Source organism: Microtetraspora malaysiensis (assembly GCF_050947145.1).
GTDB classification, from domain to species: Bacteria; Actinomycetota; Actinomycetes; order Streptosporangiales; family Streptosporangiaceae; genus Microtetraspora_A; species Microtetraspora_A malaysiensis.
Genome location: NZ_CP191998.1, coordinates 3,332,268 through 3,358,140, shown reverse-complemented (window position 1 = coordinate 3,358,140; position 25,873 = coordinate 3,332,268). Strand labels below are relative to the sequence as shown.

23 protein-coding genes are annotated in these 25,873 nt (G+C 72.4%); 5 read left to right on the top strand and 18 right to left on the bottom strand.

Annotated elements, in window-relative coordinates; genetic code table 11:
- Positions 1 to 18: 18 nt before the first annotated feature.
- The 3 genes from ACQP1V_RS15915 to ACQP1V_RS15905 all read right to left on the bottom strand — a co-directional run bounded on the left by ACQP1V_RS15915 (position 19) and on the right by ACQP1V_RS15905 (position 3,953).
- Entirely contained in the window at positions 19 to 792 is a 774-nt protein-coding gene (locus ACQP1V_RS15915) for an ABC transporter permease (protein WP_433423509.1), read from the bottom strand.
- Positions 789 to 1,679 carry an ABC transporter ATP-binding protein gene (locus ACQP1V_RS15910; RefSeq protein ID WP_387411225.1) on the bottom strand — a complete coding sequence of 297 codons (891 nt, stop codon included), beginning with the start codon at positions 1,677 to 1,679 and terminating at the stop codon, positions 789 to 791. Before ACQP1V_RS15910 ends, ACQP1V_RS15915 begins: the two co-directional genes overlap by 4 nt.
- Before the next feature lie 144 nt (positions 1,680 to 1,823).
- A complete protein-coding gene (locus ACQP1V_RS15905) occupies positions 1,824 to 3,953 on the bottom strand; it encodes an anthranilate synthase component I (RefSeq protein ID WP_433423505.1) in 2,130 nt (709 codons plus the stop codon).
- 245 nt (positions 3,954 to 4,198) lie between these two features.
- On the opposite strand from ACQP1V_RS15905, the gene ACQP1V_RS15900 reads away from it, so the two are divergent.
- The 4 genes from ACQP1V_RS15900 (at position 4,199) to ACQP1V_RS15885 (ending at position 9,808) form a co-directional block, all read left to right on the top strand.
- Positions 4,199 to 5,821, top strand: a complete 1,623-nt coding sequence (locus ACQP1V_RS15900) for a CocE/NonD family hydrolase (RefSeq protein WP_433423502.1) — start codon at positions 4,199 to 4,201, stop codon at positions 5,819 to 5,821.
- 209 nt (positions 5,822 to 6,030) lie between these two features.
- Entirely contained in the window at positions 6,031 to 6,234 is a 204-nt protein-coding gene (locus tag ACQP1V_RS15895) for a DUF3311 domain-containing protein (RefSeq protein WP_067132018.1), read from the top strand.
- Positions 6,231 to 7,817, top strand: a complete 1,587-nt coding sequence (gene mctP, locus ACQP1V_RS15890) for a monocarboxylate uptake permease MctP (RefSeq protein ID WP_433423499.1) — start codon at positions 6,231 to 6,233, stop codon at positions 7,815 to 7,817. The genes ACQP1V_RS15895 and mctP overlap by 4 nt, the downstream gene beginning before the upstream one ends.
- A gap of 161 nt (positions 7,818 to 7,978) precedes the next feature.
- Positions 7,979 to 9,808, top strand: coding sequence for a protein kinase domain-containing protein (locus ACQP1V_RS15885; RefSeq protein WP_433423497.1), 1,830 nt, complete (start codon positions 7,979 to 7,981; stop codon positions 9,806 to 9,808).
- Here the strand turns inward: ACQP1V_RS15885 and ACQP1V_RS15880 are convergent.
- Both ACQP1V_RS15880 and ACQP1V_RS15875 read right to left on the bottom strand, forming a co-directional pair.
- Positions 9,756 to 11,195, bottom strand: a complete 1,440-nt coding sequence (locus ACQP1V_RS15880; RefSeq protein WP_387411218.1) for a WS/DGAT/MGAT family O-acyltransferase — start codon at positions 11,193 to 11,195, stop codon at positions 9,756 to 9,758. The genes ACQP1V_RS15885 and ACQP1V_RS15880 overlap by 53 nt on opposite strands.
- 300 nt (positions 11,196 to 11,495) lie before the next feature.
- A complete protein-coding gene (locus tag ACQP1V_RS15875) occupies positions 11,496 to 11,909 on the bottom strand; it encodes a hypothetical protein (protein ID WP_433423493.1) in 414 nt (137 codons plus the stop codon).
- A 507-nt stretch (positions 11,910 to 12,416) separates the two neighbouring features.
- On the opposite strand from ACQP1V_RS15875, the gene ACQP1V_RS15870 reads away from it, so the two are divergent.
- Entirely contained in the window at positions 12,417 to 13,496 is a 1,080-nt protein-coding gene (locus ACQP1V_RS15870) for a helix-turn-helix domain-containing protein (RefSeq protein WP_433423491.1), read from the top strand.
- Between the two features lie 72 nt (positions 13,497 to 13,568).
- On the opposite strand, the gene ACQP1V_RS15865 is transcribed toward ACQP1V_RS15870, so the two are convergent.
- From ACQP1V_RS15865 to ACQP1V_RS15805, 13 genes are all read right to left on the bottom strand, one after another.
- Complete coding sequence (locus ACQP1V_RS15865) at positions 13,569 to 14,342, bottom strand: hypothetical protein (protein WP_433423488.1); 774 nt, start codon at positions 14,340 to 14,342, stop codon at positions 13,569 to 13,571.
- Between the two features lie 217 nt (positions 14,343 to 14,559).
- Positions 14,560 to 14,985: a hypothetical protein gene (locus ACQP1V_RS15860; RefSeq protein WP_433423485.1), complete on the bottom strand. Its 426-nt coding sequence runs from the start codon at positions 14,983 to 14,985 to the stop codon at positions 14,560 to 14,562.
- Between the two features lie 294 nt (positions 14,986 to 15,279).
- Complete coding sequence (locus tag ACQP1V_RS15855; protein WP_387411216.1) at positions 15,280 to 15,693, bottom strand: PH domain-containing protein; 414 nt, start codon at positions 15,691 to 15,693, stop codon at positions 15,280 to 15,282.
- A 136-nt stretch (positions 15,694 to 15,829) separates the two neighbouring features.
- Positions 15,830 to 16,312: a DUF5709 domain-containing protein gene (locus tag ACQP1V_RS15850; protein WP_433423482.1), complete on the bottom strand. Its 483-nt coding sequence runs from the start codon at positions 16,310 to 16,312 to the stop codon at positions 15,830 to 15,832.
- A 64-nt stretch (positions 16,313 to 16,376) separates the two neighbouring features.
- The gene (locus ACQP1V_RS15845; protein WP_433423480.1) at positions 16,377 to 18,392 is read right to left on the bottom strand and encodes an MFS transporter; all 2,016 of its coding nucleotides are present in this window, start codon (positions 18,390 to 18,392) and stop codon (positions 16,377 to 16,379) included.
- A gap of 87 nt (positions 18,393 to 18,479) precedes the next feature.
- A complete protein-coding gene (locus ACQP1V_RS15840) occupies positions 18,480 to 18,641 on the bottom strand; it encodes a hypothetical protein (protein ID WP_157570321.1) in 162 nt (53 codons plus the stop codon).
- Positions 18,642 to 18,813: 172 nt separating this feature from the next.
- Positions 18,814 to 20,001 (bottom strand): 4-hydroxybenzoate 3-monooxygenase, encoded by a 1,188-nt coding sequence (locus ACQP1V_RS15835; RefSeq protein WP_433423477.1) that lies wholly within the window; start codon positions 19,999 to 20,001, stop codon positions 18,814 to 18,816.
- Positions 19,998 to 21,176 (bottom strand): 3-oxoadipate enol-lactonase, encoded by a 1,179-nt coding sequence (gene pcaD / locus ACQP1V_RS15830; protein ID WP_433423474.1) that lies wholly within the window; start codon positions 21,174 to 21,176, stop codon positions 19,998 to 20,000. The genes ACQP1V_RS15835 and pcaD overlap by 4 nt, the downstream gene beginning before the upstream one ends.
- A gap of 2 nt (positions 21,177 to 21,178) precedes the next feature.
- Positions 21,179 to 22,588, bottom strand: a complete 1,410-nt coding sequence (gene pcaB, locus ACQP1V_RS15825; protein WP_433423472.1) for a 3-carboxy-cis,cis-muconate cycloisomerase — start codon at positions 22,586 to 22,588, stop codon at positions 21,179 to 21,181.
- Positions 22,575 to 23,141 carry a protocatechuate 3,4-dioxygenase subunit alpha gene (pcaG, locus tag ACQP1V_RS15820; RefSeq protein ID WP_067131978.1) on the bottom strand — a complete coding sequence of 189 codons (567 nt, stop codon included), beginning with the start codon at positions 23,139 to 23,141 and terminating at the stop codon, positions 22,575 to 22,577. The genes pcaB and pcaG overlap by 14 nt, the downstream gene beginning before the upstream one ends.
- Positions 23,138 to 23,866 (bottom strand): protocatechuate 3,4-dioxygenase subunit beta, encoded by a 729-nt coding sequence (gene pcaH, locus ACQP1V_RS15815; RefSeq protein WP_433425846.1) that lies wholly within the window; start codon positions 23,864 to 23,866, stop codon positions 23,138 to 23,140. The genes pcaG and pcaH overlap by 4 nt, the downstream gene beginning before the upstream one ends.
- Positions 23,867 to 23,958: 92 nt before the next feature.
- Positions 23,959 to 25,131, bottom strand: coding sequence for a thiolase family protein (locus tag ACQP1V_RS15810; protein WP_433423469.1), 1,173 nt, complete (start codon positions 25,129 to 25,131; stop codon positions 23,959 to 23,961).
- Positions 25,124 to 25,861, bottom strand: a complete 738-nt coding sequence (locus ACQP1V_RS15805) for a CoA-transferase subunit beta (RefSeq protein ID WP_387411378.1) — start codon at positions 25,859 to 25,861, stop codon at positions 25,124 to 25,126. The genes ACQP1V_RS15810 and ACQP1V_RS15805 overlap by 8 nt, the downstream gene beginning before the upstream one ends.
- Between the last annotated feature and the right edge of the window lie 12 nt (positions 25,862 to 25,873).

Here is a 25,873-nt window from a genome sequence, read left to right as displayed (position 1 = left end):
GGGGGCGCGGCGCCGATCTCAGGTGATGTCGCGGCGTACGGTCGTCGCGTTGGCGACGACCGCGAAGACCACCGCGTAGCCGATCAGGACGGCGGCGCCGCCCCAGGCGGGCAGCAGGTCGCTGCTCCCCATGCCGGGGGTCACGTCGATGCTCATCAGCGACTGCGCCGCGCCGCCGGGGAACCACTTGCCCACGACCTGCAGGGCGGGAATGGCCAGGAAGAGGCTCTCGATGACGTACGCCCAGGCGACGGCTCCGACGATGCCGGCGATCTGGTTGCGCACGAGCGCGCCCACGGCGATGCCCAGGATCGTGTAGAGGGCGAGCGAGGCCACGGTGCCGAGGGCGATCGCCGGGACGCGCGCCTCCGTCAGCGACAGCTCGCCCCCGGCGAGCAGCACCGTGGGGATCACGACCAGGGCGGTGAAGAGCAGCACGGCCAGCGCGAACAGCACGCCCACGATCAGCCCGGCGACCAGCTTGGCGGTGATCACCCGCCCGCGCCGCGGCGTCGTGAGGAAGGTGCCGGTGATCGTCTGGTAGCGGTACTCGGACGTGATCATCACGACGCCGAGGATCATGACGAAGATCCGGCCGCTCGCCCCGGCCGACCAGGCGAGCTGCGCCCACTCCGGCGTGTCCAGCGCGGGCAGCCCGCCCTGGGCGTTCCCGGCGAAGCCGATGTAGAAGGCGAGGTTGACGCCGATCAGCAGGAGCGTGGAGAGCAGCATGATCCACCACAGCCGCGTGGTGGACAGCTTCAGCAGCTCCGCGCGCACCAGGGCGATCATCGCTCCTCCGTCAGTTCCAGGAAAACCTTCTGCAGGTCGGACCGCTCGGCGAGCATCTCGGTCAGCACGACGCGCTGGTCGAGCACGACCCGCCCGATCTCCTCGGGCTCCAGGCCGTGCACGCGCAGCGCGCCGTCGTCGAGCCGATCGACCGTCGCGCCCGCCTTCTCCAGCGCGGGCGCCAGCTCGCCGTCCCCGGCCGTCCGGACGCGCACGGTCTTCTCGCCGTTGGTGGTGAGCTCGGCCAGGGTGCCCTGCCGTACGAGCCGGCCGCCGGCGATGATCACGATGTCGTCCACGGTCTGCTCGACCTCGGACAGCACATGACTGGACACCAGGACGGCGGCGCCACGGTCGTGGGCCAGGTGCCGCAGGAAGCCGCGCAGCCACTGGATGCCGGCCGGGTCGAGGCCGTTGGCCGGCTCGTCCAGGATGTACACCTTGGGCTCGCCGAGCAGGGCGGAGGCGAGGGCGAGCCGCTGGCGCATGCCGAGCGAGAAGCCACCGACGCGCTTGCCCGCCGCGTCGGCGAGGCCGACCTGGCCGAGGGCCTCGTCCGCCCGCGAGACCGGGAGTCCGGCGGCGACGCAGAGCAGCCGCAGGTGGTTGCGCGCGGTGCGGCCGGGATGGAAGTTGGTGGCTTCGAGCACGGCCCCGACCTCGTTGAGGGGCGTGGCCATGTCGCGGTAGCGCTTCCCGTTGACCAACGCCTCGCCGGAGTCGGGCGTGACGAGGCCGAGCAGGGAGCGCAGTGTGGTGGTCTTACCGGCGCCGTTCGGTCCGAGATAACCGGTGACGGTGCCTGCCTTCACGGTGAAGGAGACGCCGTCGACCGCGCGGACCGCGCCGAAGGATTTCGACAGGTTTCGGATCTCGATCGCAGTCATCGCCCGCGATTATCGCGGCGAAATCGCGTAATTTCCTCATCCTTTATAACGATAAATCGAGCAAAGCGCGAGAAACGCGATCAATAACCGGGCACTGGGCCGGTCTCGCCGCCGCACGGACGGCGAGACCGGAGGGTGCCGCCGTCAGCGCGCGCAGCGGCGCAAAACGTTGGCGATGATCCGCGCCCCCGCGCCGCCCTGTGTGGTCAGGATCGACTCGGGGTGGAACTGCACGGCGAAACGCCGGTTCTCGGCGTCCTCGATCGCCATCGCCGCGCCGTCCGGCGTGGTGGCGGTGACGGCGAAGCCGCGCACACCCGGCTTCTTCGCGTGCAGCGAGTGGTAGCGGGCGGCCACGAACTCCTCGGGCAGGCCGTCGAGCAGCGCGCTCTCCCCCTCCCGGCGCACCTGGCCGCGCTTGCCGTGCTCGGGGTACGGCAGCAGCTCCAGGCTGCCGCCCGCCTGCTCGATCATGGCCTGCATGCCGAGGCAGACGCCGAACACCGGCAGCTCCCTGGCGTACAGCGCCTCGACGAGGGCGGAGCAGCCGAAGTCGGACGGCCAGCCGGGGCCGGGTGAGAGCACCACGAGCGTGGGCGCGATCTCGTCGAGCATCTCCAGCGGGAAGCCGTGCCGCAGCGTCACGACCGACGCGCCCTGCTGCCGGAAGTAGTCGGCCAGCGTGTTGACGAAGGAGTCCTCGTGGTCCACGAGCAGAACGGTGTGCCCGTCGCCGGGCAGCTCGGCGGCCGGGCGCCCCTCGTCCTCGGGCGTCTCCCGGCCGACGGCGGCGAGAGCGCCGAGCAGGGCGCTCGCCTTGAGCTCGGTCTCGCGCTCCTCGGCCTCCGGGTCGGAGTCGAACAGCAGCGTCGCCCCGGCCCTGACCGTGGCGACACCGCCCCTGATCTGCGCGGTGCGCAGGGTGAGCCCGGTGTTCATCGAGCCGTCGAAGCCGATGAAGCCGACGGCGCCGCCGTACCAGCGCCGGGTGGTGGCCTCGTTGTCCTCGATGAACTGCATGGCCCAGGTCTTGGGCGCCCCGGTGACGGTGACCGCCCACATGTGGGTGAGGAACGCGTCGAGGGCGTCGAACTCCGGACGGAGCCGCCCCTCGATGTGGTCCACGGTGTGGATCAGCCGCGAGTACATCTCGATCTGGCGGCGGCCGATGACCCGCACGCTGCCGGGAACACAGATCCGCGACTTGTCGTTGCGGTCGACGTCGGTGCACATGGTCAGCTCGGACTCCTCCTTCACGCTGGACAGGAGGGTGCGGATGGCCTCGGCGTCCTCGACCGGGTTGGCGCCGCGGGCGATGGTGCCGGAGATCGGGCAGGTCTCCACGCGGTCGCCGCTGACCCGGACGTACATCTCGGGCGAGGCGCCGACCAGGTGCTCGCCGTCGCCGAGGTTGAGCAGGAACTCGTACGGCGCGGGGTTGGTCGTGCGCAGGGAGCGGTAGAAGCCGGCGGGATCGGTGCAGGAGGAGTGGAAGACCTGGCCGGGGACGACCTCGAACAGGTCGCCGCGCTTGAACTTCTCCTTCGCCTTGGCGACGATCTCGGCGTACGCCCCCCTCTCCGGGTTCGGCGGGATCTCGGTGGGGGCGGCCATCGGGAACGTCTCACCCGTGCGTTCCAGGCCCCGGGTGGAGACGCCGTCCACGACGAAGTCGTACAGGTACTCCATGCTGGTCTCGCGTACGCGGTCGATCACGACCAGCCGGTCCGGCAGGTGGAGCACCAGGTCGCGCTGGTCCGCCGGGCGGGGCAGCGCGTAGCGGATCGGCTCGAACTGGAAGGCCAGGTCGTATCCGAAGGCGCCGTACAGGCCGAGGTGCGGGTCGTCGCCGCGGAAGGCCGCCATCAGCTCGCGGATCGCCGTGAAGACGGTCGGACGGCGGCTGCGCATCTCCTCGGGGAGGATGTCCTCCGACTCGGCGATCGCCACCTCGACGTGCTCGGCGGTGGGGGCGGCGACCGGCTTGCCCGCGGCGAGCAGGCACGAGGTGACCGCGGGCAGGACGACGCGGCCGCGCTCGTTGAGCGCGCGGGCCGCGATCCGCCGTCCCCTGGCGACGATCTCCACGCAGGGATCGACGTAGCCGAAGGCCCACCGGCTGTACCGGCCGGGATAGTCCATGCCAGAGGAGAACGCCCCGCCGCGATGCTCGCCGAGCGAGGTCACGATCTCTTCGAGCGCGGCCTCGGGTACGTCGCGCACGATGCGCTCGACCTCGACGCCGCCGGCCGTGGTGTATCGGCTGGTATCCACCTGTCTCGCCCCTTGATTTTCGTAATGCCCCGGGGGCGGACATGAAAAAGGCCGCCTCTCGGGGCGGCCGTTTGCTCCTGCTCGCGTATGCGAAACCCACGCCGCCTGCTAGCGGCGCCACCACTGATTTGGATTTCGCATGACGTACAGGTTAGTGGCCTCGCACGTGATCATGCAACGACGTTGCTCCCTGGCCCCGGCCAATAATGTTACTAGTATGTAACAAACACGGCGAGGAGGGACGAATGGCACTCCAGCTCCCCCGGCACCGCGCTCACCGGGTGCTCGTCCACCGCGATGTGCCGGTGCCGATGCCGGACGGTGTCACGCTGCTCGCGGACCGGTACGTGCCGGTCGGCGCCGACCGGCCGCCGACCGTCCTCATCCGCTCCCCGTACGGCCGGGCCGGGGTGGTCGGCTGGATGTACGGCCGGATGTTCGCCTGGCACGGGTTCCACGTCGTGATCCAGAGCTGCCGCGGCGGGTTCGGCTCGGGCGGGCTGCTCGACCCGCTCGGCGACGAACGCGAGGACGGCCTGGCCACGGTCATGTGGATGCGGGCCCAGTCCTGGTACGGCGGGAGCTTCGCCATGCACGGCCCCTCCTACCTCGGCTACGCCCAGTGGGCCATCGCGGCGGAGGCGCCCGACCTCAGGGCGATGGCCACGCAGGTGACGGCGTCGTGCTTCCGCGACGCGGCCTACGTCGGCGGGTCGTTCGCCCTGGAGTCCACGCTCGTCTGGACGACGCTCACCGCCGGGATGGAGGGACGGCTGGGCGGCGCCGCCGCGACCTTCCTCGCCCCGCGCCGCACCCGCCGGGCCGTGCGGTCCGGCCTGTCCGGCCGGCCGCTGTCCGAGCTGGACCTCGTGTCGGCGGGCCGCCCGCTGCCGTTCTTCCGCGACCTGATCGCCCACCACGCCGACCCGTCGTCGGCGTACTGGCGCAAACGGGACTTCTCCGCGTCCGTCGGCGAGGTCACGGCCGAGGTGACCATGACCGGCGGCTGGTACGACGTGTTCCTGCCGTGGCAGCTCAAGGACTACAAGGCGATGCGGGCGGCCGGGCGGCAGCCGCACCTGACGATCGGACCCTGGTACCACGCGGACCTGCGGCTCGGGCGGGTGGCGAGCGCGGGCGCTCTGGCCTGGTTCCGCGCCCACCTGCTCGGCGACCCGTCCGGGCTGCGGACGTCGCCGGTGCGGCTCTACGTGACCGGCGCGGACGAGTGGCGGGACTACCCCGACTGGCCGGTGCCGGGGACGCGGACGGAGCGCTGGCACCTGCAGCCGGGCGGGGCGCTCTCCACGGACAACCCGGCCCCGTCCGGGCCGGACCGGTTCCGGTACGACCCGCGGCACCCCACCCCGGTGCTCGGCGGCCCGGTCCTCATCGGCAACTCGACGCCGCGGGACAACCGGCGGCTGGAGTCGCGGCGGGACGTGCTGGTGTATACCTCGCCCGTACTGGCGGCGGACACGGACCTGATCGGGGAGGTGTCCGCCGATCTGTACATCCGGACGAGCACCGAGCACGCCGACGTCGTGGTCCGCGTCTGCGACGTCCACCCGAACGGGACCTCGATGAACGTGTGCGAGGGCGTCCGCAGGCTCACCCCGGCCGAACTGCCCGACCCGGACGGCGTGCGGCGGATCCGGGTGGACCTGTGGCCGATCGCGCACCGTTTCCGGCGCGGCCACCGGATCAGGGTCCACGTCGCGGGCGGGGCCTACCCCAGGATCTCCCGCAACCCCGGCACCGGCGACCCGCTCGGGCCGGGGGCGGCGCTGGTCTGCTGCGACCACGAGGTCCTGCACGACCCGGCCCGTCCCTCCGCGATCCTGCTCCCCCGAGCCGTCCGAAGCTGACCGCCCGAAGCTGACCGCGGGGCGCCCCCTGACGCGGCCCCCTGACGCGGCGCGGATCGGAAACCCAGGTCACGCGGCTCCCGCCTTTGAGAGGCCGAGCGAGCCATGACGCTCGGCGCGCCAACCCGACCGTTCGGCGATCGGCGATCCGGATGTGACGCGCGTCACTTTACGCTGCGGAGCGACCCCCAGTCAGAAAGGAGGGCGCGTTGGCCGCCCCTCGCAGTGACCGAAGTCCCTGGAACTGGCTCCTTCTGATACCGATCGCGATCCCCCTCATCCCCGCCCTGTACAACGCCGTCGAGCCGCGACTGTTCGGCATCCCACTGTTCTACTGGCTGCAGCTCGCCTTCATCCTGCTCGGCGTCGCCACCACCACGGTGGTCTACCGGATGACCAGGAGCCGCCGGTGAGCACCGAGATCGTCGTCTTCGCGGTCCTTTTCCTGGTCGTGAGCGGCATGGGGTTCGTGGCGGCCCGCTGGCGGCGCGCGAACGACCTCGCCAGCCTGCACGAGTGGGGCCTCGGCGGCCGCAGCTTCGGGTCGTGGATCACCTGGTTCCTGGTCGGCGGGGACCTCTACACCGCCTACACCTTCGTGGCGGTGCCCGCGCTGCTCTTCGGCGCGGGGGCCACCGGGTTCTTCGCCCTGCCGTACACGGTGGTGACCTATCCGCTGGTCTTCCTCGTGATGATCCGGCTCTGGTCGGTCTCGCACGTGCACGGGCTGGTCACCCCGGCCGACTTCGTCCGGGCGAGGTTCGGCTCGCCGACGCTGGCGCTGCTGGTCGCCATCACCGGCATCGTGGCGACCATGCCGTACATCGCGCTGCAGCTCGTCGGCATCGAGGCGGTGCTGAAGACGATGGGCGTGCGGGGCGACCTGCCGCTGATCATCGCGTTCGCGATCCTCGCGGCGTACACGTACCAGTCCGGGCTGCGCGCGCCGGCGCTGATCGCCTTCGTCAAGGACTCGTTGATCTACCTCGTGATCCTGGTCGCGGTGATCTACATCCCCTCCAAGCTCGGCGGCTGGGGAGCGATCTTCGACGCGGCGCAGGCGAAGTTCGACGCCACCCCGGCACCGGGCGACGGCATCCTGCTCAACTCGAACAACCAGTTCCAGTACGTCACGCTGGCCCTCGGCTCGGCCATGGCGCTGTTCCTCTACCCGCACAGCGTCACGGGCGTGCTGGCGGCGAAGAGCCGCAACGTCATCAAGCGCAACATGTCCGCGCTGCCCGCCTACAGCCTGCTGCTCGGCCTGATCGCGCTGCTCGGCTACATGGCGATCGCGGCCGGGATCAAGCCCATCGGCACCGACGTGAACACCGTGGTGCCGCAGCTCTTCGACACCATGTTCCCCGACTGGTTCGCCGGCGTGGCGTTCGCCGCCATCGGCATCGGCGCGCTGGTGCCCGCGGCCATCATGTCGATCGCGGCGGCCAACCTGTTCACCCGCAACATCTACCGCGAGTACATCAGGCCCGACGCCACGGACGCCCAGGAAGCCTCGGTCAGCAAGATCGTCTCGCTGGTCGTGAAGGTCGGCGCGGTGCTGTGCATCCTGCTGATCGACCCCCAGTTCTCGATCGACCTGCAGCTCATCGGCGGCGTGATCATCTTGCAGACCCTGCCGTCCGTGGCCCTCGGGCTCTTCGGGCGCTGGTTCCACCGGGCCGGTCTCATCGCCGGGTGGGTCGCCGGGATGGGCGCGGGACTGGTGATGCTGTACAACATCGCGAACCCGGCCACCAAGCACGCGCACTTCGGCGGCTCGGCGTTCCCGCTGGAGAAGCTGGGCCTGGACACCAAGATGACCGTCTACGCCGGGTTCCTCGCGCTCGCCGTCAACCTGATCGTCGCCGTGCTCGGCACGTTGCTGGCGCGGGCGGTCAAGATGGCGGAGGGTCCGGACGCGACCCGGCCCGAGGACTACGTGGCCGACCGGGAGGACCCCCGCGTCCACGATCTGGAGGTCGCCGGCTCCTCCTGATCCCGTACGGCTCCACGCGCCCGGTGCCTCCGCGACAGGGTCACCGGGCGTCGCCGTGTCCGGGGCCTTGCCCCGGCCCGTCTCCCACGTGATCCCGCTATGTCGATCAATGACGTGATCTCTGCGGTAATGTTCCGGACGGTTGTCTGGAGGTGGCTGGGGTGGGCGAGACGGGCGCGCCGCTGGTGCCGGGATATGAGGTGCTGGGCGTCCTCGGGCAGGGCGGCTTCGGCGTCGTCTACCGGGCCAGGCAGCTGACGGTGGGCCGCGAGGTCGCGCTGAAGCTCGACAACCGCGTCCTGCTCTCCGACCGCGACCGCCGCCGGTTCCTGCGCGAGGTCACCGCGGCGGGCGCGCTGTCCGGCCACCCCCACGTGGCCGGCGTGTACGACGCGGGCGTACTGCCGGACGGCCGGCCGTACATGGTCCTGGAGCTGTGCCCCGGCGGGTCGCTGGCGGACCGGCTCGCGGCGTACGGGCCGCTCGGCGCGGCCGAGGTCCGCGACATCGGGATCAAGATCGCGGACGCGCTGGCCGCCGCGCACGCGGCCGGGGTGCTGCACCGGGACGTCAAACCGGCGAACATCCTGGTCAACGCGTACGGGCTGGTCGTGCTGTCCGACTTCGGGCTCGCGACACGTCCGGGCGGCGCGGGAGGCGAGCACGCCTCGGTCACCCGCGAGTCGCTCACCCCGGCCTACGCGCCTCCCGAGGCGTTCGAGCTCACCGAGCCGACCGCCGCCGGGGACGTCTACGCGCTGTCCGCCACGCTGTACACGCTGCTGAACGGCAGGCCGCCCCGGTTCCCCGAAGGCGGCGTGGTGAACATCGCGGCGATCCTCGCGCTGCACCGGCTGCCCGTCCCCGACATCCCCGGAGCGCCGCCCGCGCTGGTCGAGGTGCTGCGCCACGGCATGGCGAGCGACCCCCGGGAGCGGATCGCGAGCGTCGCCGAACTGCGCGACGCGCTCGCCGCGCTCGGCCCGGACGGCGCCGCCGATCGCGCCGCACCGGGTCACGCCTCCCCCGGGTACGCCTCCGCGGCCCCCGGCCCGTACGCGAGCGCGCGCCCCGAGGCCGCCTCACCCGAGATGAGCGCGGCTCCCTCCGTTCCGCGCGCGCTCTCGCATGCCCCGACCGGAGCGAGCGCGATCCCGAACCCGGCCGTCCCGGGGGTCAGGCCGCCAGGCGCCCCCGGAGGCAACCCGGCCGCGGGCCCCTATGCGCGTACGGCGCCGCCGCGGGTGAGAGCGGGCGCGATGCCGGCCGCGCGGCCCCGGGCGGCCCGCCATCCGGCCGTCTTCGCCGCGACGGCCGCCGTGTTCACCGTCCTGCTCGTCGTCGGGATCGTCCTGCTCACCCCCAGCGACGCGGACCAGGGCGGCACCGGCCTGAGCCCCGGAGCCGCGGCGGCCTCCCACAGCCCGACGGGGCCTCCCGCCGCGAGCGGGCAGGGCGGCTTCGACGTGGCGACCTACACGGCTGGCTGCCCCGCCGCCGAGGTGGCCTCCGCCGGGGCGGCGTGCGTCTCCACCCCCGAGTGCTGGGCCGGCCCGGTCGTGATCGCCGGCGACGCGACCGCACGCTCCATCCCCTGCGCCAAGCCGCACGTGTGGGAGACGTTCGCGATCGCACCGCTGCCGCCGGGGGTGGCCAGCGACCAGCCGACGGTGGAGAAGCACCCCACCGTCACGCGGGTCTGCTCGAAGTACGTCCTGCTGCTGTCCCGGCGCGGCGCCGCCACGACGATCAAGGCGGACAGGTGGGAGATAACCGTGCTGCCCCCGAGCGCCGCCAAGTACGCGACGGGCGCGCGCGGCTACCGGTGCCTGGGGCGGGTGGACGGGCCCAACAGGTCGGCCGGCAGCTTCGGCCGCGCCACCTATCCGACCCCGTCCGGCAGCCCCGCCGCCGCCCCGGCCGCCGCGCCGGCGCCCGTCACGGGTTCGTCCGGCTCAGCTCGTCCAGGGCGTCGCGCAGATAGTCGATGAAGTCCCACACGTCGGGCACCATGTCGCGATCGACCACGATGCCGACGTCCAGCGACCCGTCGTAGGAGAACACGGTGATGTTGATCCCGCCGCTGACGTCGGTGATCACCGAGACCGGATAGTGGGCGAGCAGCCGGGCCCCGCACATGTACAGCGGGAACTGCGGGCCGGGGACGTTCGACACCATGAGGTTCATGGCGGACGCGGTACGCGACGCGATACGGAAGGCGGCGCGGTCGGCGAGGCCGCTCAGCGCGGCGGGCATGGCCTCGCTGAACTCCAGCAGCCAGGTGGCGGGCGCCGCCGCGTACCGGTCCTTGACGGTCTTCATGGAACGGCTCACGCCGCGCAGCCGCTCGCCGGGGTCGGCGACGTCCGTGGGGAGCGTCGCCATCGCGAGGACCACCTCGTTGGCGGGGACGTCGCCCTCCGTCAGACCCCGGCTGGAGATCGGGATGCCGGCGACCAGCGGCTCACGGGGCAGCTCGTCCCGCTGGACCAGCCAGCGCCGCAGCGCGGTCGCGCACAGCGACAGGACCACGTCGTTGACGGTCACGCCGAAGGCGTTCTTGATCCGCTTGACGTCGGCGAGCGGCAGCGTCCCGAACGCGAACCGGCGATGGGGCGAGATCGGCCCGGAGAAGGGCGTGCGCGGCACCGTCATCCGCGGCAGCCCGGGCAGCGGCTCCGCGCCGATGCCGCGCACGACGCGCGAGACCAGGCCGGTGCCGGGGATCTGCGAGACGACCGGGATCTCGTCGAGCCGCGGCATCACGCCCGCGAGGAAGCGCACCGCCGCCCCCGGGTTCTCCAGGACGCGGCCGACCCCCCGGACGATCATCTCGACGGTCTCGGGCGGCGTGTCCGGCTCGGACTCCGGCGGCGGGGTCTCGCGCCGCGGCTCGGGGCCGAGGTCCATGAGCGCGGCGAGCACCTCCGCGCCGGTCACACCGTCGATGGCGGAATGGTGCACCTTGGTGTAGACGGCGATCCGCCCGCCGGACAGCCCGTGGATGAGGTACAGCTCCCAGAGCGGACGGCGCCGGTCCAGGCGGCGGCTGTGGAGGCGGGCGACCTGCTCGCCGAGCTGGTGGTCGTCGCCGGGGCGCGGCAGGGCGATCTCGCGGACGTGGTAGTCGAAGTCGATCTCACGATCCTCCGCCCAGTAGGGGTGGTCGAGCCGGAACGGCACCTGCACCAGGCGGCGCCGCAGCGGCGGAGCGAGGTGCGCCCGCTCCTTGATCAGTTCGATCAGCGCCGCGCGGGTGACCTCCCCGCCCGGCGCGGTGGACGGGTCGAGGACGGCGAGCCCCGCGATGTGCGCGAGGTTGCTGCTCGTCTCGAAGTTGAGGAACTGCGCGTCGAGCGCGCTCAGTTGCCGCGCCATACCTGGTCACTGCCCCCGTCGTCCGGTGTCGTTGGTTCGGCTTCCACCAGTGATGGTGCACCGCGCGCGGGATGCCCGGATCGGCGGGGTGTCCCCAACGTCTCCACCCGGCCGCTTTCCGACATGGCAGGAAAAGTAGAGATAGACGGTTGACCATGGCTTGCATCCGGCTTGTCGGCGACTCAGAAACGCCGCACGCTCATGACCTGAAACCCCAGCACGGATCGTGCATGCGCGCACGTGCACGATCCGATCGCCGTCCGCTGAGAACCCGCGGCAGGCGAGTCTGGGGCCGATGGCCTACGGCATGGTGATGAGCGGGCTCCAGGAACATCCGTAGTGGTAGTCGCTCCCCCACCCGTAGGTGACGCAGATGCTGCCGCGATACTTGCCGAACGGCCGCCAGGTCGAGATGCCTGTCTTGTGGCCGTCGCAGTCCAGAGGTTGAGTGTGGTCCAGAACCGAGCCGTCCTCACCGAGGAGCTGGAGCTCGACGTTACAGCTGCTGGCGGGGCCGGTCGTCCTGACGTAGCCGTCCACGTAAGCCGAGGCCCAGCCTGTGGCGCTGATGCAACCGCTGATAACGACGTTCCCGATGTGATGGTCGCTGTCACAGCCGCCTCCTTCGGCCGCGAACGCGGGCTGGGAAGTGGCGGTGAGCGGGATGAGCAGCGTGGCGGCGAGAGCGGCGAGGATCTTGTAGCGGTATTTCATCGAAGTGAACTTCCTTTCGCGCGAGTTCGTGCAGGAATGGCGGTTGTGCTGTGGCGATCACCACAGCCAGCTGTTAGGACGGCCGCCAGGAGGTGGGCGTGAAGTTGGCGAGGATGTCCCCGTTCTCGTTCTGCAGTCCGCCGCCCCAGGCGACGCAGGTGAGCTTCACGGGTTCGGGCGCGTCCTGCGCGGTGTCGTCGAGCGGGGCCGGGGCGGGGAGATGAGGGCCGCTGGGGGGATGGCCAGTGCGGCGATGCGCTGAAAAGATCTCACTGAATGACTCCTGTCGGGTCGAGACGATGTGCCGTGATGGCGTGAGATCACTTTCGGAGGGCCGGTGCCGTGTCCACCACAAGTGGACAGCGCATGTGGACAACGACCGGACACCCGCCAGGTCTGTACAGAGGCTGACGAGCGAGAAATCGAGGGTGAAGGCGCATGTCTGATCGTGATGACCCGCTGTCCGAACAGGGACGTGGACACCAGCCGGAATCAGGCGAGGATCCGGTGGCCGCGTTCATCGCACAGTTACGGGCGCTGCATCAGCAGCAGGGGTCACCGTCGGTGCGGGAATTGGCGGACAGGACCCGGCGCGCCCAGGCGCCCTACTCGAAGTCGGTCATCGGCCAGGCCCTGCAGGGGCACCGTCTGCCGTCGGAGGGGGTGCTGCGAGCGCTGGTCAAAGCTCTCGGCGTCGACGACCCCCAACCCTGGGTGGACCGTCGCGCGCAGGCCCTTGCAGCCAGTAGAGCCACACCGGCGGCAGTGCGGGAAAGCCCTGTCGAGCAGACCACCGGCGAGGGCCGCGGCGCCACTGAACAAAGCACCGCAGTCGGGGAGAGCCCCGCCACGGGCCACGCTGCCCGTGGCCACAAGGCTCTATCGCGGAAGGCCTCCCGGCGACGGACGATCACGATGGTGGCCGTGCCGGCGTTCGCCGTCCTCCTCGTGGCCGGGATACCGTCCCTTGGCGGCATGGACACATTCGCCGGGCCCCAGCCCACCGGGACACGGCCGTCGCCCTACACGCAGGCAGCTGTGCTCACCCAGACCACCAACCCCGCCACGCCCACTGCTCCCGCACGTATCCTCACCACGCCTGTCGGCAAGCGCACCGGCACCTGGAGCGCGGTACACGGCCTCGGCTGCCAGGCGGCATGGTTCTACGCGGACCCCGGCTGGAGACCGACCGGCGGAGGCTGGACGAAAGACGGCTGCACCGGTACCGCCCTGTTCCTGCAGGTGAGCTCCGAGCCGGGCCAGTTCACCCAAGAGGTGAACTGGTACTTCGACACTCGTCCCGAGGCCCGCTGCATCATCGAGGCCTTCATCGCCGACGACCGCCGTTCAGCCGGTACCGCTTCCTACTACCTCGACGACGACGACACCACCATGCCGCACCTGGCCGGGCCTATCACCATCGATCAGACGACCCACCGAGGCGCCTGGGTCACCCTGGGCACCTGGCCGGTGCCCGGGCCCGGACGGCTGACCCTCATCTTGGGCAACCAGCCTCATCAGGCCATCGACACCTACACCGTGACCGCATCCGCGGCCCGCGCCACATGCCGTTGGAGCGACGAATAGAACCGCTCGGCACCGCGCTGCTCACAGGCGGCAGGCGCCCGTTTGAGTCACCGCTGCACCGGCGTCCTGGTGTCACGGCGTGCGCAGACCCTCGTTGTGCTTCATGGCGAGCCGCCAGACCATGAGGATCGCGACGACGCACAAGAGCGCGTCCAGGATGTAGGCGACGGACATCGCATTGGACACCGGGATGAAGTCCGTGCTGACCAGCTCGCGATCCCCGCCGGCCTCGCGGTCGGAGGCCATGTCGAGCATCTCCCAGTACCACCACCGTGAAGCCAGGGTGAGGAACAGTTCATCCAGGATGCCGACGACTCCCCACGCGATCACCAGCACGGAGGTGGGCCCCGGACGTAGGGGATGGCCCAGCCGCCAGATCTCGTTGACCACGATGATCAGCGCGATGCCTGACGCCAAGCTGACCAGCATGGCCGGCAGGAATAGGGCGGGCAGCACGGCACTGGCGAGTCCGAACAGGACGGGCACGACGAACAGCGCGACCAGCGTCTCCTTCTTCCACTGGATCATGCCGGGCGTGCGCAGCTCGATGTTGCCCCGCATCCTCAGCAGCATGACGATCCAGATGACGGTGGTGCCCCAGACAAGCAGGGTGTCGACCCATCCCAGTGCGCTGAGCTGTGCCAGCCGGTCGGTCGCCTCGCCGATGGTGAGCTCCCGCACGTCACCGCGCAGGGCCTGCCACTGCGTGATGTTCACCATGTCCAGCAGGATCCCGACCGCAAGGGCGAGGATGATCGCGACGGCCAGGCCGCCGGCCGGCCTGGGTCGCGGCTGCGGCGCCGGCGGCTGCAGCTGGGGCGGTGGTCCGTACGGTTGCTGACTCATCACGTGGCTCCAGAGGTGTGGTGGGTGAAGGTGCCTCCCTGGGAGGCGCTCGATCCGTCAGAACAGCCGTATGCGGCGGCAGCGGTCGATCGGCCTCGGGACGTGCGGGCGGCACTGATCAACAGCCCTTCGATGCCGCCCGCACGAGGTCTCGTACGACAGATCAACGAGGTCGCACGACTAGGTCGTGTCAGACACTCCCTAGCGCCGATGCCCTCTACTGCCCGTCAATTTCCGGCTTTTCGCACTTCTTGATCTGCTTGCGGATGTCGTTGCCGGTGTAGACCCATGCGTCGGTCAGCACTGTCTCCGAGCCGGCACCGCTGGCGCTGTAGCCACCGCCCACGGAGATCCAGGCAGTGGTCGAGCCGTACGGGCCGGTGACCTTCGGGCCCTCTATCCAGCACACTGGATAAATCGGAGCCCCGTACGCGTACCACCTCACGGGGCGCTTGCTGAAGTCGATTCTGTACACGTCTCCATCAGCAGCGCTCCCGCCGATGGTGGTTGCCTCGAACGAGGCGAGCCCCGCCGTGTTGATCACCTTGCCGACGGGTGCCTGCTTGGCCGCGGCCGAACTCGGCAGGGCAGTCATCCCTACTGCGAGGAGCCCGCCCCCCACCAGCGCGCCGACCTTTCTCATCGTCTGCTCCCTTCGTAACGAAACAACGTGAGATCACTGTTGAACGGCCGGCACGGTGTCCACCACCCGTGGACAGCACATGTGGACAACAACCGGACACCCTCATACGGGTCCGGCCGAGGACGACGGCAAAGCCGGGGGAGTTGGAGACCCCGATCAGCTCCGACACCGCGGGGGCTCTTCCATGTCTGGAGACACTCGGGGATCGACCCGGCACACGGCACTCGCCGGCGCGGTTCTCACAATCGACCTTGTGCGCGCGTGGATCAGGGAACTTTCCGGGCCGGGCCTGCGTCAGGGACGCAGTCGCATCACGATCTCGGCCACGTCGACGACGGGGGCGCCGAGGTCGTAGCGGCTGAACAGGTGGACCTGATCCCCCGTGTCGATCTCCAGCAGCCGCGCCGTGACGCCGTAGCGGCGGCGGGTGTCCACCCGGATCCGGTCCACGTCGTTCCAGGAGTGCCGCTCTCTCCCGGCGAAGCCCGCGGGCACGGTGACCCCGCCCTCGTCCACCGCCAGCCGTACGGGCGCGATCAGGTCGCGCAGGGCCAGCGCGGCGAACCCGGCCGCGGCGACGGAGGCGAGGAACGCCTGGGCGACGTCGCCCAGCAGGGCCAGGGCGACGCAGACAGCGGCGGCGATCGCCTTGGCCGCGAGGATCCCCCGCGGCACCCGCCACTCGTGCCGTGTCTCAACATCCGCCATCGTCGCAGCGTAACGCGTCCAGCTGCAAGATCACCGATCTTGGCGGCCCGCTTCGCTCACAGCCGATCTCGGGGACCGTGTCCGCCGCTGGCCGCGCAGGCACCCGGGAGGCGGGTCACCGGACGCCTGCGCGGGGTCACTCGGGCTCGATCCGCATCGCGCTCTCCTCGGGGCCGAAGCCGCCGGTGTCGGGTCCGACGTCCTCCCCGATCATCTCCTTGTCCACGTCGGGGCCGAGCCCCTCGTCGGGGTCCACGAGGCGCCCCGCCGGGCGGCGGACGTCCTCGTCCTCGTCCTCGGAGCGGCCGACCTCCTCCTCGTCGCCCCCGTACGGGATCCTCTCGTCGGCGATGTCGGGCTCGGCGTCCTCCGGCGAGCCGTAGAGCAGCGTCTTGTCGGGGACCTCCCGGCGCAGACGCATGTCCAGCGACTCCCCCTGCGCCATCTCCGCGGGCGTGGTGCCGTACTCGTCGAGGCCGACCGGCCGGTCCCCGGGGAGCGGCTCCTCCTGGGGGTCGTTCGCCCACTGGCGCTGCGGGGTCCCCTCCCCGAGGTCGGGGATGCCCTCGTCCTCAGCCCGGGAGCGCGGGTCGGGCTCCGGTCTCGTGCGCTCGCTCATACGCGTCCCCTGCCCCTCTCCGCGTACGTATGCGTCCGGGCGGGGCGGCTTTCCGCTCGCGTGTTCAGATCGCGTCGACCGCGCCCCGGGCGTCGCGGTCGTCGCCGACGGTCTCCGCGGCCAGCCGGGACAGCAGCGCGGTGAGCTCCGGGTTGCTGTCCGGGTTCCACCCGTCGAGGTGGCGGGCGAGCGCGGCCCGGCGGACCGCGACCATCCGCCGGACGGCCTCCCGGCCCGGGCCGGTGATGACCAGGTCGTCGTCTGAACGCTCGACGAGACCGCGGTCCACCAGCGGCTGGGCGCAGCCCGCGCCCCGCTCCGGCGTGGTGCCGGCCCGCGCCGCCAGCGCCGTACGGCCGGCGCGGCCGGTCCTGGCCACCCGTGCGAGCATCCACACGGCCCCGGCCGGCAGGTCGTACCCGGCGCGCCGGGCCAGCTCGCGGTACAGCCGGGCGGCCTCGGGGTCCTTCCGCATGAGCACGGTGAGCGCCCGCTCGATCTCCTCCAGTGAGGAGCGGCCGCACGGCGCCCCGTAGCCCTCGCCGAGGTCGGCGGCCGAGGTCCCGACGGTCGTCCGCAGCGGCACCTGCCGCAGGAAGCAGGCGAGGACGAGTCCGGCGAAGGCGACCGGTGCCGCGTACAGGAAGATCGTGGTCACCGATTCCGCGTAGGCGTGCACGACCCGGGCGGCGACGTCCGGGGGCAGCCGGGACAGCAGCGCGGGGCTGCCCTGCACCGCCGCCGGGTGGAACCCGGGCGGGAGCGCGGCGCCGCGCAGCGCCTCCGCGGCGCGTACGGCGACCTGCCCGGCGAAGACCGTGCCGAAGAGGGAGACGCCGAACGATCCGCCGATGGAGCGGAAGAACGTCACCGACGAGGTGGCGACCCCGAGATCGCGGTAGTCCACGACGTTCTGCACGGCGATCACGAGGACCTGCATGACCAGGCCGAGCCCGACGCCGAGGGCCAGGAACCGGAGGCTCAGGGAGAGTGTGGAGCTGTGCTCGCTCATGCCGTGGAGCAGCAGCAACGCCCCCGTGGTGATCGCCATGCCGGCGATCGGGTAGATCCGGTAGTGCCCGGTGCGACTGATCGCCTGCCCGGACGCGATCGAGGTGCCGAGCATCCCCGCCATCATCGGCAGCAGGTAGAGGCCGGACGTGGTCGCCGAAACGCCGTGCACCACCTGGAGGAACAGGGGCAGGTAGGCGAGCGTGCCCATCATGGTGAAGCCCACCACGAAACCGAGCGCGGCGGCGACGGAGAACACGTCGACCCGGAACAGGTGGAGCGGCACGATCGGCTCCGCGGCGCGCCGCTCGACCCGCACCCACAGCACGAGCAGGAGCGTGGCCGCGGCGCCCAGGCCGAGGATCGGCGGGGAGTCCCAGGCGTATCGGCTGCCGCCCCAGGAGGTGGCGAGCACGACGCAGGTGACCGCCGCGCCGAGAAGGACGGCGCCCGGATAGTCGATGGCGTGCGGCCTGCGGTCCCGCCACCCGCGCAGGGTCGCGGCGATGACGAAGAGCGCGACGACGCCGATCGGCACGTTGATGTAGAAGACCCAGCGCCAGGAGAGCCGGTCGACGAACAACCCGCCGAGCAGCGGCCCGACCACGCTGGCGAAGGCGAAGACGCCGCCGAAGAATCCCTGGTAGCGGCCTCGGTCACGGGGGGCGACCACGTCCGCGACGATGGCCATGGCCAGCACCATCAGCCCGCCGCCGCCGAGGCCCTGCAGCGCCCGGAACGCGATGAGCTGGGTCATTCCCCCGGCCAGCCCGCACAGCGCCGACCCCACCAGGAAGATCACGATGGCGGCCTGGAAGAGGTGCCGGCGGCCGTACTGGTCGCCCAGCTTCCCCCACAGCGGGGTGGAGACCGTGGAGGCGAGCAGGTACGCGGTCACGACCCACGACAGGTGGTTGAGCCCGCCGAACTCGCCGACGATGGTCGGGAGCGCGGTGGACACGATCGTCTGGTCCAGGGCGGCGAGGAGCATCGCCAGCATCAGCGCGAGGATCACCGCCCATACGCCGCGCTCGCGGGCGGGCGCGGCGGCCGTCCCGCTCTCCCCCATGGGTCCCCCTGTCCCCCGAGAGCGGGCCCTCATGCACGCGCCCGCCGGGCGGCCCGGAGGATCCGGGTCACCCGGCGGGGATCTGGATCACGCGGCGGGCATCCGGGAGACCGGCTGGGGCTCACGCCGGGTGGAGGCGGCCATCCCCGCCAACCCCAGGAGCATGCACACCGAGATCAGCAGCAACGCGATCAGACCGAGCAGCGTCACGGCCGCCAGGGAGACCACCGCTCCCAGCAGCTCAACCATCTGTTCCTCCCCGAGTTCCGGCCGCGGAAGGGCTGAGGGCACCCTTCCAGCGCCGGGTCGCGCCTTATCTGCCTATAAATAGGCATACGCCATGACGCGGCCCGCGCGCATCAGGCGGCGGGGAGACAGCCCGGTCCCCCGCCGGGAGACGGCGGGAAGACGGGGCCGGCGGTCACTCGAAGGGGGGTCCGACGTAGTTCTGCGCGAGCTCGGCCGCCGCGGCCTCGGAGTCGGCGATCCGGTGCAGCTGCGAGAGCTGCAGCCGGGTGTCGAAGTCGCTCTGCGCGGGGTCGGGGTGCAGGGTCGTGGTCATGAAATAGGAGAAGTGCTCGGCCCGCCAGACCCGGCGCAGGCAGGTGTCGGAGTACGCGTCGAGAAGGTCGGCGGCGCCGGTCTCGTGCCACCGGGCGAGCGCCCGGGCCAGGACGACCACGTCGGCGGCGGCGAGGTTCAGCCCCTTGGCCCCGGTCGGCGGCACGATGTGCGCGGCGTCCCCGGCCAGGAAGAGCGGGCCGTACCGCATGGGCTCGGTGACGAAGCTCCGCATCGGGGTGACCGACTTCGACGTGATGGGGCCGCGCTCCAGCTTCCAGTCGCCGTCCACGGCGAACCGGAGGTCCAGCTCGTCCCAGATGCGCTCGTCCGGCCAGTCGGCGGGGTCGGTGCCGTTCGGCACCTGGAGGTACAGCCGGCTGACCGTGGGCGTGCGCATGCTGAGCAGGGCGAAGCCGCGCTCGGAGTGCGCGTAGATCAGCTCGTCGGACGAGGGCGGGACGTCGGCCATGATGCCGAGCCAGGAGTAGGGGTACTCCCGATCGAAGGTGCGCAGCACGCCGGACGGGACGGCGGCGCGGGCGATGCCGTGGAAGCCATCGCAGCCCACCACGAAGTCGCAGGCCAGGGTGTGCTCACGACCCTCGTGGACGTAGCGGACCGACGGCTGCCCGGCCTCCAGCCCCTCGATGGCGACGGCGCGCGCCTCGAACAGCAGCGGGCCGCCCTCGGCGAGCTGGAGCGCCACCAGGTCCTTCACCATCTCGGTCTGGGCGTAGACCATGACGGCGCGGCCGCCGGTGAGCGACGGGAAGTCGATCCGGTGGCCCCGGCCGTCGAAGCGCAGCTCGACGCCGTTGTGCGGGAGGCCCTCGCGGTCCATCCGCTCACCGGCGCCGCACGCGCGCAGGACGTCGATCGTGCCCTGCTCAAGGATGCCGGCGCGCTGGCGCTGCTCGACGTACGCGCGGTCGCGGTGTTCCAGCACGACGGAGTCGATGCCTGAGCGCCGGAGCAGCCGGGCCAGGAGCAGGCCGGCGGGGCCGGCCCCGATGATCGCGACGGTGGTGCGGGCGGGGACGCTCATGTGTTCCTCTCCTGGAGCTCGTTCAGGGTGCGCTGGGCCACGGCGAACGCGGCGTTGGCGGCGGGGACGCCGCAGTAGACGGCCGCCTGCAGCAGGACTTCCTTGATCTCGTCGGGGGTGAGACCGTTGCGCAGCGCGGCTCTGACGTGCATCGCCAGCTCCTCCAGGTGGCCGCCCGCGACGAGCGCGGTCAGCGTGACGCAACTGCGCGTACGGCGGTCCAGGCCGGGCCTGGTCCAGATCTCGCCCCAGGCGTAGCGGGTGATGAAGTCCTGGAAGTCGGCGGTGAAGGAGTCGGCGTTCGCGGTGGCCCGGTCCACGTGCGCGTCGCCGAGCACGACGCGGCGCACGCCCATCCCGGCGGCGTACCGGCGGGAGCCGTCCGCGCGGGCCGGACCGCCGCCTTCGAGGTGGGTGAGCAGGGCGGTCAGCACGGGGCCGGGCCGTTCCACGCCTGCCAGGTGGGCCGCTCCGGGGATCTCCACGAGCGTCGCGCCGGGGATGCCGTCGGCCAGCTCCCGCGCGTGCGCGGGCGTCGTGGCCACGTCGTCCCGGCCGCCGATCACCAGGGTCGGCGCGGTGATCCGGCCCAGCTCGGCGCGGATGTCGTAGGTCGCGAGCGCGTCGCAGCAGGCGGCGTACCCGTCGGCGGCGACCTCGCGCAGCTCGTCGAGGAAGGGGGCCGCCTCGGTGAAGGCGGGGGTGAACCAGCGCCGGGCGGCGGAGTCGGCCACGATGCCGGTGCCTTTGGCCCGGACGAGCGCGGCCCGTTCGCGCCACGTCTCCTCGGGGCCGAACCGGGCCGACGAGCACACCATAGTCAGCGAGGCGACCCGGTCGGGGTGGTGGAGCGCCAGCCACGCGCCGACCGCGCCGCCGAGGGAGACCCCGGCGTAGTGGAACCGGTCCACGCCGAGGGCGTCGGCAAGGTCGAGGACGAGCCCGGCGAGGTCGGCGACCGTGGCCCCCTCGTCGAGCACGGACGGCGAGCCGCCGTGGCCGGGAAGGTCCCACCGCACGACGCGATGGTCCCGGGCGAGCGCGGGCACCTGGGGGTCCCACACGGAGAGGGTGGTGCCGAGCGAGGGGCCGAGCAGGAGCGCGGGAGCGTCCCGGCGGCCGTCGGCGCGGTGGTGCAGGCGCCCGGGGCTGCCGGGAGCGTGGGCAGGCTTCATCGTCACTCCTTGACCTGCGACTGGCGGCGAAGGGCCCGCTCGGTCAGCGCCGGGGCGGAACCCACGTAGGCGGCGGGGTCGAGCAGACGGCGCAGCTCGTCCCCCGTGATGGGGAGTCGTTCGTCGCGGAGCGCCTCGTCCAGGCCGACGCCGTCGGCGGCGGCCCGGCGCGCGGCGCGTTCCACCGCGGCCCTGGCGGCGGCGCGGCCGAGCGCCGGGGTGAGCGCCGCCGCGAGGCGTTCCGCGAGGAGAAGGCCGCCGGTGTGGCCGAGGTCGGCGCGCATCCGGCCGGGGTGGACGCGCAGCCCCTCCGCCAGCTCGGCGGCGTTCGCCGCGGCTCCGCCCGCGACACGCAGCAGCTCCCGCAGCGCGGGCCACTCGGCGTGCCACGCGCCCGCCGGGCGCTCGTCCTCCGCGGCGAGGGACGCCAGGAGGACGGCGGCGAGCGCGGGCGCCTGCCGCGCGGCCGCCGCCATGAGCGTGGCGCGGACCGGGTTGCTCTTGTGCGGCATGGCGGACGAGCCGCCGCCCGCGCCTTCGGAGAGCTCGCCGATCTCGGTGCGGGTCAGCACCAGCACGTCGGCGGCCGTCTTGCCGAGCGCGCCGGCGGTGAACGCGAGGGCCGACCCGAGGTCGGCCACCGGCGTCCGCAGCACATGCCAGGGCAGCGGCGGCTCGGCCAGCCCGGTCTCGGCGGCGAACCGGCGCAGCAGCGCCACCCCCACGTCGAGGCCCTCGGCCGCGGCCGGGTTTCCCGCGTACTCGTGGAAGGCGGCCAGCGTCCCCGCCGCGCCGCCGAGCTGCGCGGGCAGCGTGAGGCGGGAGAGCCGGTCCGTCGCGTCCAGGATCAGGGCGCGCCACCCCGCCGCCTTGAGCCCGAAGGTGGTCGGTACGGCGTGTTGGGTGAGCGTGCGCGCGGGCAGGACGGTGTCGCGGTGCTCGGCGGCGAGCCGGGCCAGCGCCGTGGCGGCGCGGCCGAGGTCGGCGGCGATCAGCGGCAGCGCCCGGGAGGCCACCAGCATCAGCGCGGTGTCCACGATGTCCTGGCTGGTCGCCCCCAGGTGCACGTACGGCGCCGCCTCGGGGGCGCGGCGGGCCACGGCCGCGGTGAGGTCGGCGACCAGCGGGATCGCCGGGTTGCCGCCGGCCCCGGCCCGCAGGGCGATGTCGCGCACGTCGTAGAGCCGGGCGTCGGCGGCCGCGCCGATCGCCTCGGCGGCGGAGGCCGGGACCATGCCGAGCGCGGCCTGGGCCCGGGCGAGCGCCGCCTCTGCGTCGAGCATCGCTTGCAGGACGGCGACGTCGCCGGCGGCCTCCTCGACGGCGCTCCCGGTCCAGGCGGGGGTGAGCAGGCCCGGCTCGCCGGGCCGCCCCTCGTCCGGGCTCCGGGCCGGGATGTCAGCCGAAGTCAAGGAAGACCGTCTCCTCGCCGCCTTGGAGGCGGATGTCGAACCGGTAGGTCCCGTCCTGCTCGGGCCGGGCGATCAGCGTGGCGCGGCGGTCCGGGTCGAGGGAGTCGAGCAGCGGGTCGCCCGCCGTGTCCTCCAGGTAGACGCGCGTGTACAGGTGGTGCAACAGCCCACGCGCGAAGACGCACACCGAGATGTACGGCAGGGCCCCGGGAGCGGCGGGCCCCGGAGGAAGCGTGCGGAGCGTCCAGTGGCCGTCGGCGTCGGCCGCTACCCGGCCGAACCCGGTGAAACCGACGCCGGAACGGCCGGCGAAGGAGCCGGTGACCGGGTCGCGGCGCATCGAGCCGGGCGCGCCCGTCAGCCCCCCTGCGGGGTCGGCCTGCCAGAACTCCAGCAGCGCGTCGGGGATCGGCTGCCCGGCGCCGTCGAGGACCGCGCCGTGCACGATGATCGCACCCGGGTGGCCGGGCGGCACGAGGTCGCCCCCTCCCGCGAACGGCAGCGCGTAGCCGTAGAAGGGGCCGATGGTCTGGGACGGTGTGGGCGGTCTCAACGGCCTTCCTCCATCCAGGTCGCGGACGGCCCGTCGAGGACGATGTCCCAACGGTAGCCAAGCGACCACTCGGGGCTGGACAGGTCATGGTCGTACGTGGCGATCAGGCGCTGCCCGGCCCGCTCGTCCGTGATCGAGTTGAAGATCGGGTCGTACGGGAACAGCGGATCGTTCGGGAAGTACATCTGGGTGATGAGCCGCTGGGTGAAGGCGGTGCCGAACAGCGAGAAGTGGATGTGCGCCGGGCGCCAGGCGTTCAGGTGGTTGCGCCAGGGATAGGCCCCCGGCTTGATGCTGGTGAAGGTGTAGCGGCCCTCGTCGTCGGTGAGGCAGCGGCCGGTGCCGGTGAAGTTGGGGTCGAGCGGGGCCGGGTGCTGGTCGCGCTTGTGCGCGTACCGCCCGGACGCGTTGGCCTGCCAGATCTCCACGAGCTGGCCGCGCACCGGGCGGCCGTCCCGGTCGAGGACCCGGCCGGTCACGACGATCCGCTCGCCGAGCGGCTCGCCGTGGTGCTGCCGGGTGAGGTCGCTGTCCAGCTCGGTCACGTCGGTGACGCCGAACACCGGCCCGCGCAGCTCGGTGAACGCCTCGGGCGCGGCGACCAGGGGCCGCTCGGGGTGGCGCAGGACGGAGCTGCGGTAGGGCGGGTAGTCGCGCCGCGGCTGGAGCTCTTCGGGGGCACCGTCCGCGGCGGCCTTCTCGGCCTCCGTCCGGATCCGCGCCATCTCGGCGTCGATGACGGCCTGGGGTTCGGGCGTCGGGGGGGTCGTGCTCATGCCTGCCTCCTCGCTGTCATGGGGCTCCTTCGCTTCGCCGGTCAGCGTTCCAGGACGACGGCGAGGCCTTGGCCCACGCCGATGCAGAGGGCGGCCACGCCGGTGCCGGAGCCGGCCGCCGCGAGCTGGTGGGCGACGGCGCCGGTGATCCGCGCACCCGAGGCGCCCAGCGGGTGGCCGATCGCGATGGCGCCGCCGCGCGGGTTGACGACGGCGGGGTCGAGGTCGGGCCACCGGCCGAGGCAGGAGAGCGCCTGCGCGGCGAACGCCTCGTTCAGTTCGACGGTCAGCAGGTCGGCGAAGGTCCGGGAGGCCCGCTGAAGCGCCCGGTTGACCGCCTCGACCGGGCCGATGCCGAAGTACTGCGGCTCGACCGCGGTGACCGCGCAGGCCCGGACGCGGGCGAGCGGCTCACGCCCGGTGGCGGCGAGCCCGGCCTCGTCGGTGAGCAGCAGCGCCGCCGCGCCGTCGTTCAGCGGGGAGGAGTTGCCCGCGGTGACCGTGCCGCCCTTCCTGAACGCGGGCTTCAGCCTGGCCAGCGCCTCCGGCGAGGTGTCCTCGCGGATGCTCTCGTCCCGGGCGAGCCCGTCGAGCGGGACGACCTCGGCGGCGTACGCGCCGTCCTTCCAGGCGCGGGCCGCCTTCTCGTGGCTGGCCAGCGCGAAGGCGTCCTGCTCCTCGCGGGTGACGCCGTACCGGTCGGCGAGCAGCTCGGCGCTCTCGCCCAGCGCGATGGTCCACTCCTCGGGCATCCGCGGGTTGACCAGCCGCCAGCCGAGCGTGGTGGACACCATCTGCTGGTGCCCGGCGGGGAACGCCCGCTCGGGCTTGGGCACCACCCAGGGGGCGCGGCTCATCGACTCGACGCCGCCCGCGATCGCGACGGAGGCGTCGCCCACCGCGATGGCGCGGTACGCCTGGATCACGGCCTCCATCCCGGAGCCGCAGAGCCGGTTGACGGTGGTGCCCGGGACGGTGACCGGGAACCCGGCGAGCAGCGCGGCCATGCGGGCGACGTTGCGGTTCTCCTCGCCGGCGCCGTTGGCGTTGCCGAACACCACGTCGTCCACCCGCGCGAGGTCGAGCGCCGGGGTGCGCTCGGCGAGCACGCGCAGCGCGTGGGCGGCCAGGTCGTCCGGCCGCACGCCGGCCAGCGCTCCGCCGTACCTGCCGACGGGAGTGCGGACGGCGTCGACGATGTACACGTCACGCACGGGGGTCACCTCCGGATTTGAGCGCGCGGAGCGCGGCCAGCTCGGCCTGGGTGGGGGGTTCGGTGACGCCGACCGAGTCGGCGACGCGCAGCTTCCAGCCGGTCGCCTCGGTCACCTGCTCGACGGTGACCCCGGGGTGGATCTCGGTGAGGACGAGCTCGGCCGTCTCGGGGTCGGGACGGAGCACGCCGAGGTCGGTGATGACCGCCACGGGGCCCTGGCCCAGCAGGCCGAGCCCGGCCCGGTCGCCGGGGCCGGAACCGTGCCCGACGGTGGTGACGAAGTCGAGCCGCTCCACGAAGTTGCGCCGCGAGTGGCGCAGCACCATCAGCACCTTGCGGCAGCTCGCCGCGATCTCGGGGGCGCCGCCCGCGCCGGGGAGCCGTCCCTCGGGCCGGTCCGGCCCCCGGTCGATCACGGTCGTGTTGATGTTCGCGTACCGGTCCACCTGGGCGGCACCGAGGAAGCCGACGTCGATCCGCCCGGCCTGCAGCCAGTAGTTGAAGATCTCGGGGACCGACACGACCGCGTCGGCGGTGGCGGCCAGCTCGCCGTCGCCGATCGACAGCGGCAGCCGGGCCGGCTTGGACCCGAGCGTGCCGGACTCGTAGATGAGCACGAGGTCCGGCTGGGAGGTGCGGCGGGCCAGGTTGGCCGCGGCGCTGGGGAGGCCGATGCCGACGAAGCAGGTGCGCGAGCCGTGGAGCGCGCGCGCCGCGTTGACGGTCATCAGCTCGTCGGC

Coding starts and splice junctions, on each gene's coding strand:
- ACQP1V_RS15915 (WP_433423509.1), bottom strand. CDS start 792: ATGATCGCCCTGGTGCGCGCGGAGCTGCTGAAGCTGTCCACCACGCGG.
- ACQP1V_RS15910 (WP_387411225.1), bottom strand. CDS start 1,679: ATGACTGCGATCGAGATCCGAAACCTGTCGAAATCCTTCGGCGCGGTC.
- ACQP1V_RS15900 (WP_433423502.1), top strand. CDS start 4,199: ATGGCACTCCAGCTCCCCCGGCACCGCGCTCACCGGGTGCTCGTCCAC.
- ACQP1V_RS15880 (WP_387411218.1), bottom strand. CDS start 11,195: ATGGCGCGGCAACTGAGCGCGCTCGACGCGCAGTTCCTCAACTTCGAG.
- ACQP1V_RS15875 (WP_433423493.1), bottom strand. CDS start 11,909: ATGAAATACCGCTACAAGATCCTCGCCGCTCTCGCCGCCACGCTGCTC.
- ACQP1V_RS15865 (WP_433423488.1), bottom strand. CDS start 14,342: ATGAGTCAGCAACCGTACGGACCACCGCCCCAGCTGCAGCCGCCGGCG.
- ACQP1V_RS15860 (WP_433423485.1), bottom strand. CDS start 14,985: ATGAGAAAGGTCGGCGCGCTGGTGGGGGGCGGGCTCCTCGCAGTAGGG.
- ACQP1V_RS15855 (WP_387411216.1), bottom strand. CDS start 15,693: ATGGCGGATGTTGAGACACGGCACGAGTGGCGGGTGCCGCGGGGGATC.
- ACQP1V_RS15850 (WP_433423482.1), bottom strand. CDS start 16,312: ATGAGCGAGCGCACGAGACCGGAGCCCGACCCGCGCTCCCGGGCTGAG.
- ACQP1V_RS15845 (WP_433423480.1), bottom strand. CDS start 18,392: ATGGGGGAGAGCGGGACGGCCGCCGCGCCCGCCCGCGAGCGCGGCGTA.
- ACQP1V_RS15840 (WP_157570321.1), bottom strand. CDS start 18,641: ATGGTTGAGCTGCTGGGAGCGGTGGTCTCCCTGGCGGCCGTGACGCTG.
- ACQP1V_RS15835 (WP_433423477.1), bottom strand. CDS start 20,001: ATGAGCGTCCCCGCCCGCACCACCGTCGCGATCATCGGGGCCGGCCCC.
- pcaD (WP_433423474.1), bottom strand. CDS start 21,176: ATGAAGCCTGCCCACGCTCCCGGCAGCCCCGGGCGCCTGCACCACCGC.
- pcaH (WP_433425846.1), bottom strand. CDS start 23,866: ATGGCGCGGATCCGGACGGAGGCCGAGAAGGCCGCCGCGGACGGTGCC.
- ACQP1V_RS15805 (WP_387411378.1), bottom strand. CDS start 25,861: ATGACCGTCAACGCGGCGCGCGCGCTCCACGGCTCGCGCACCTGCTTC.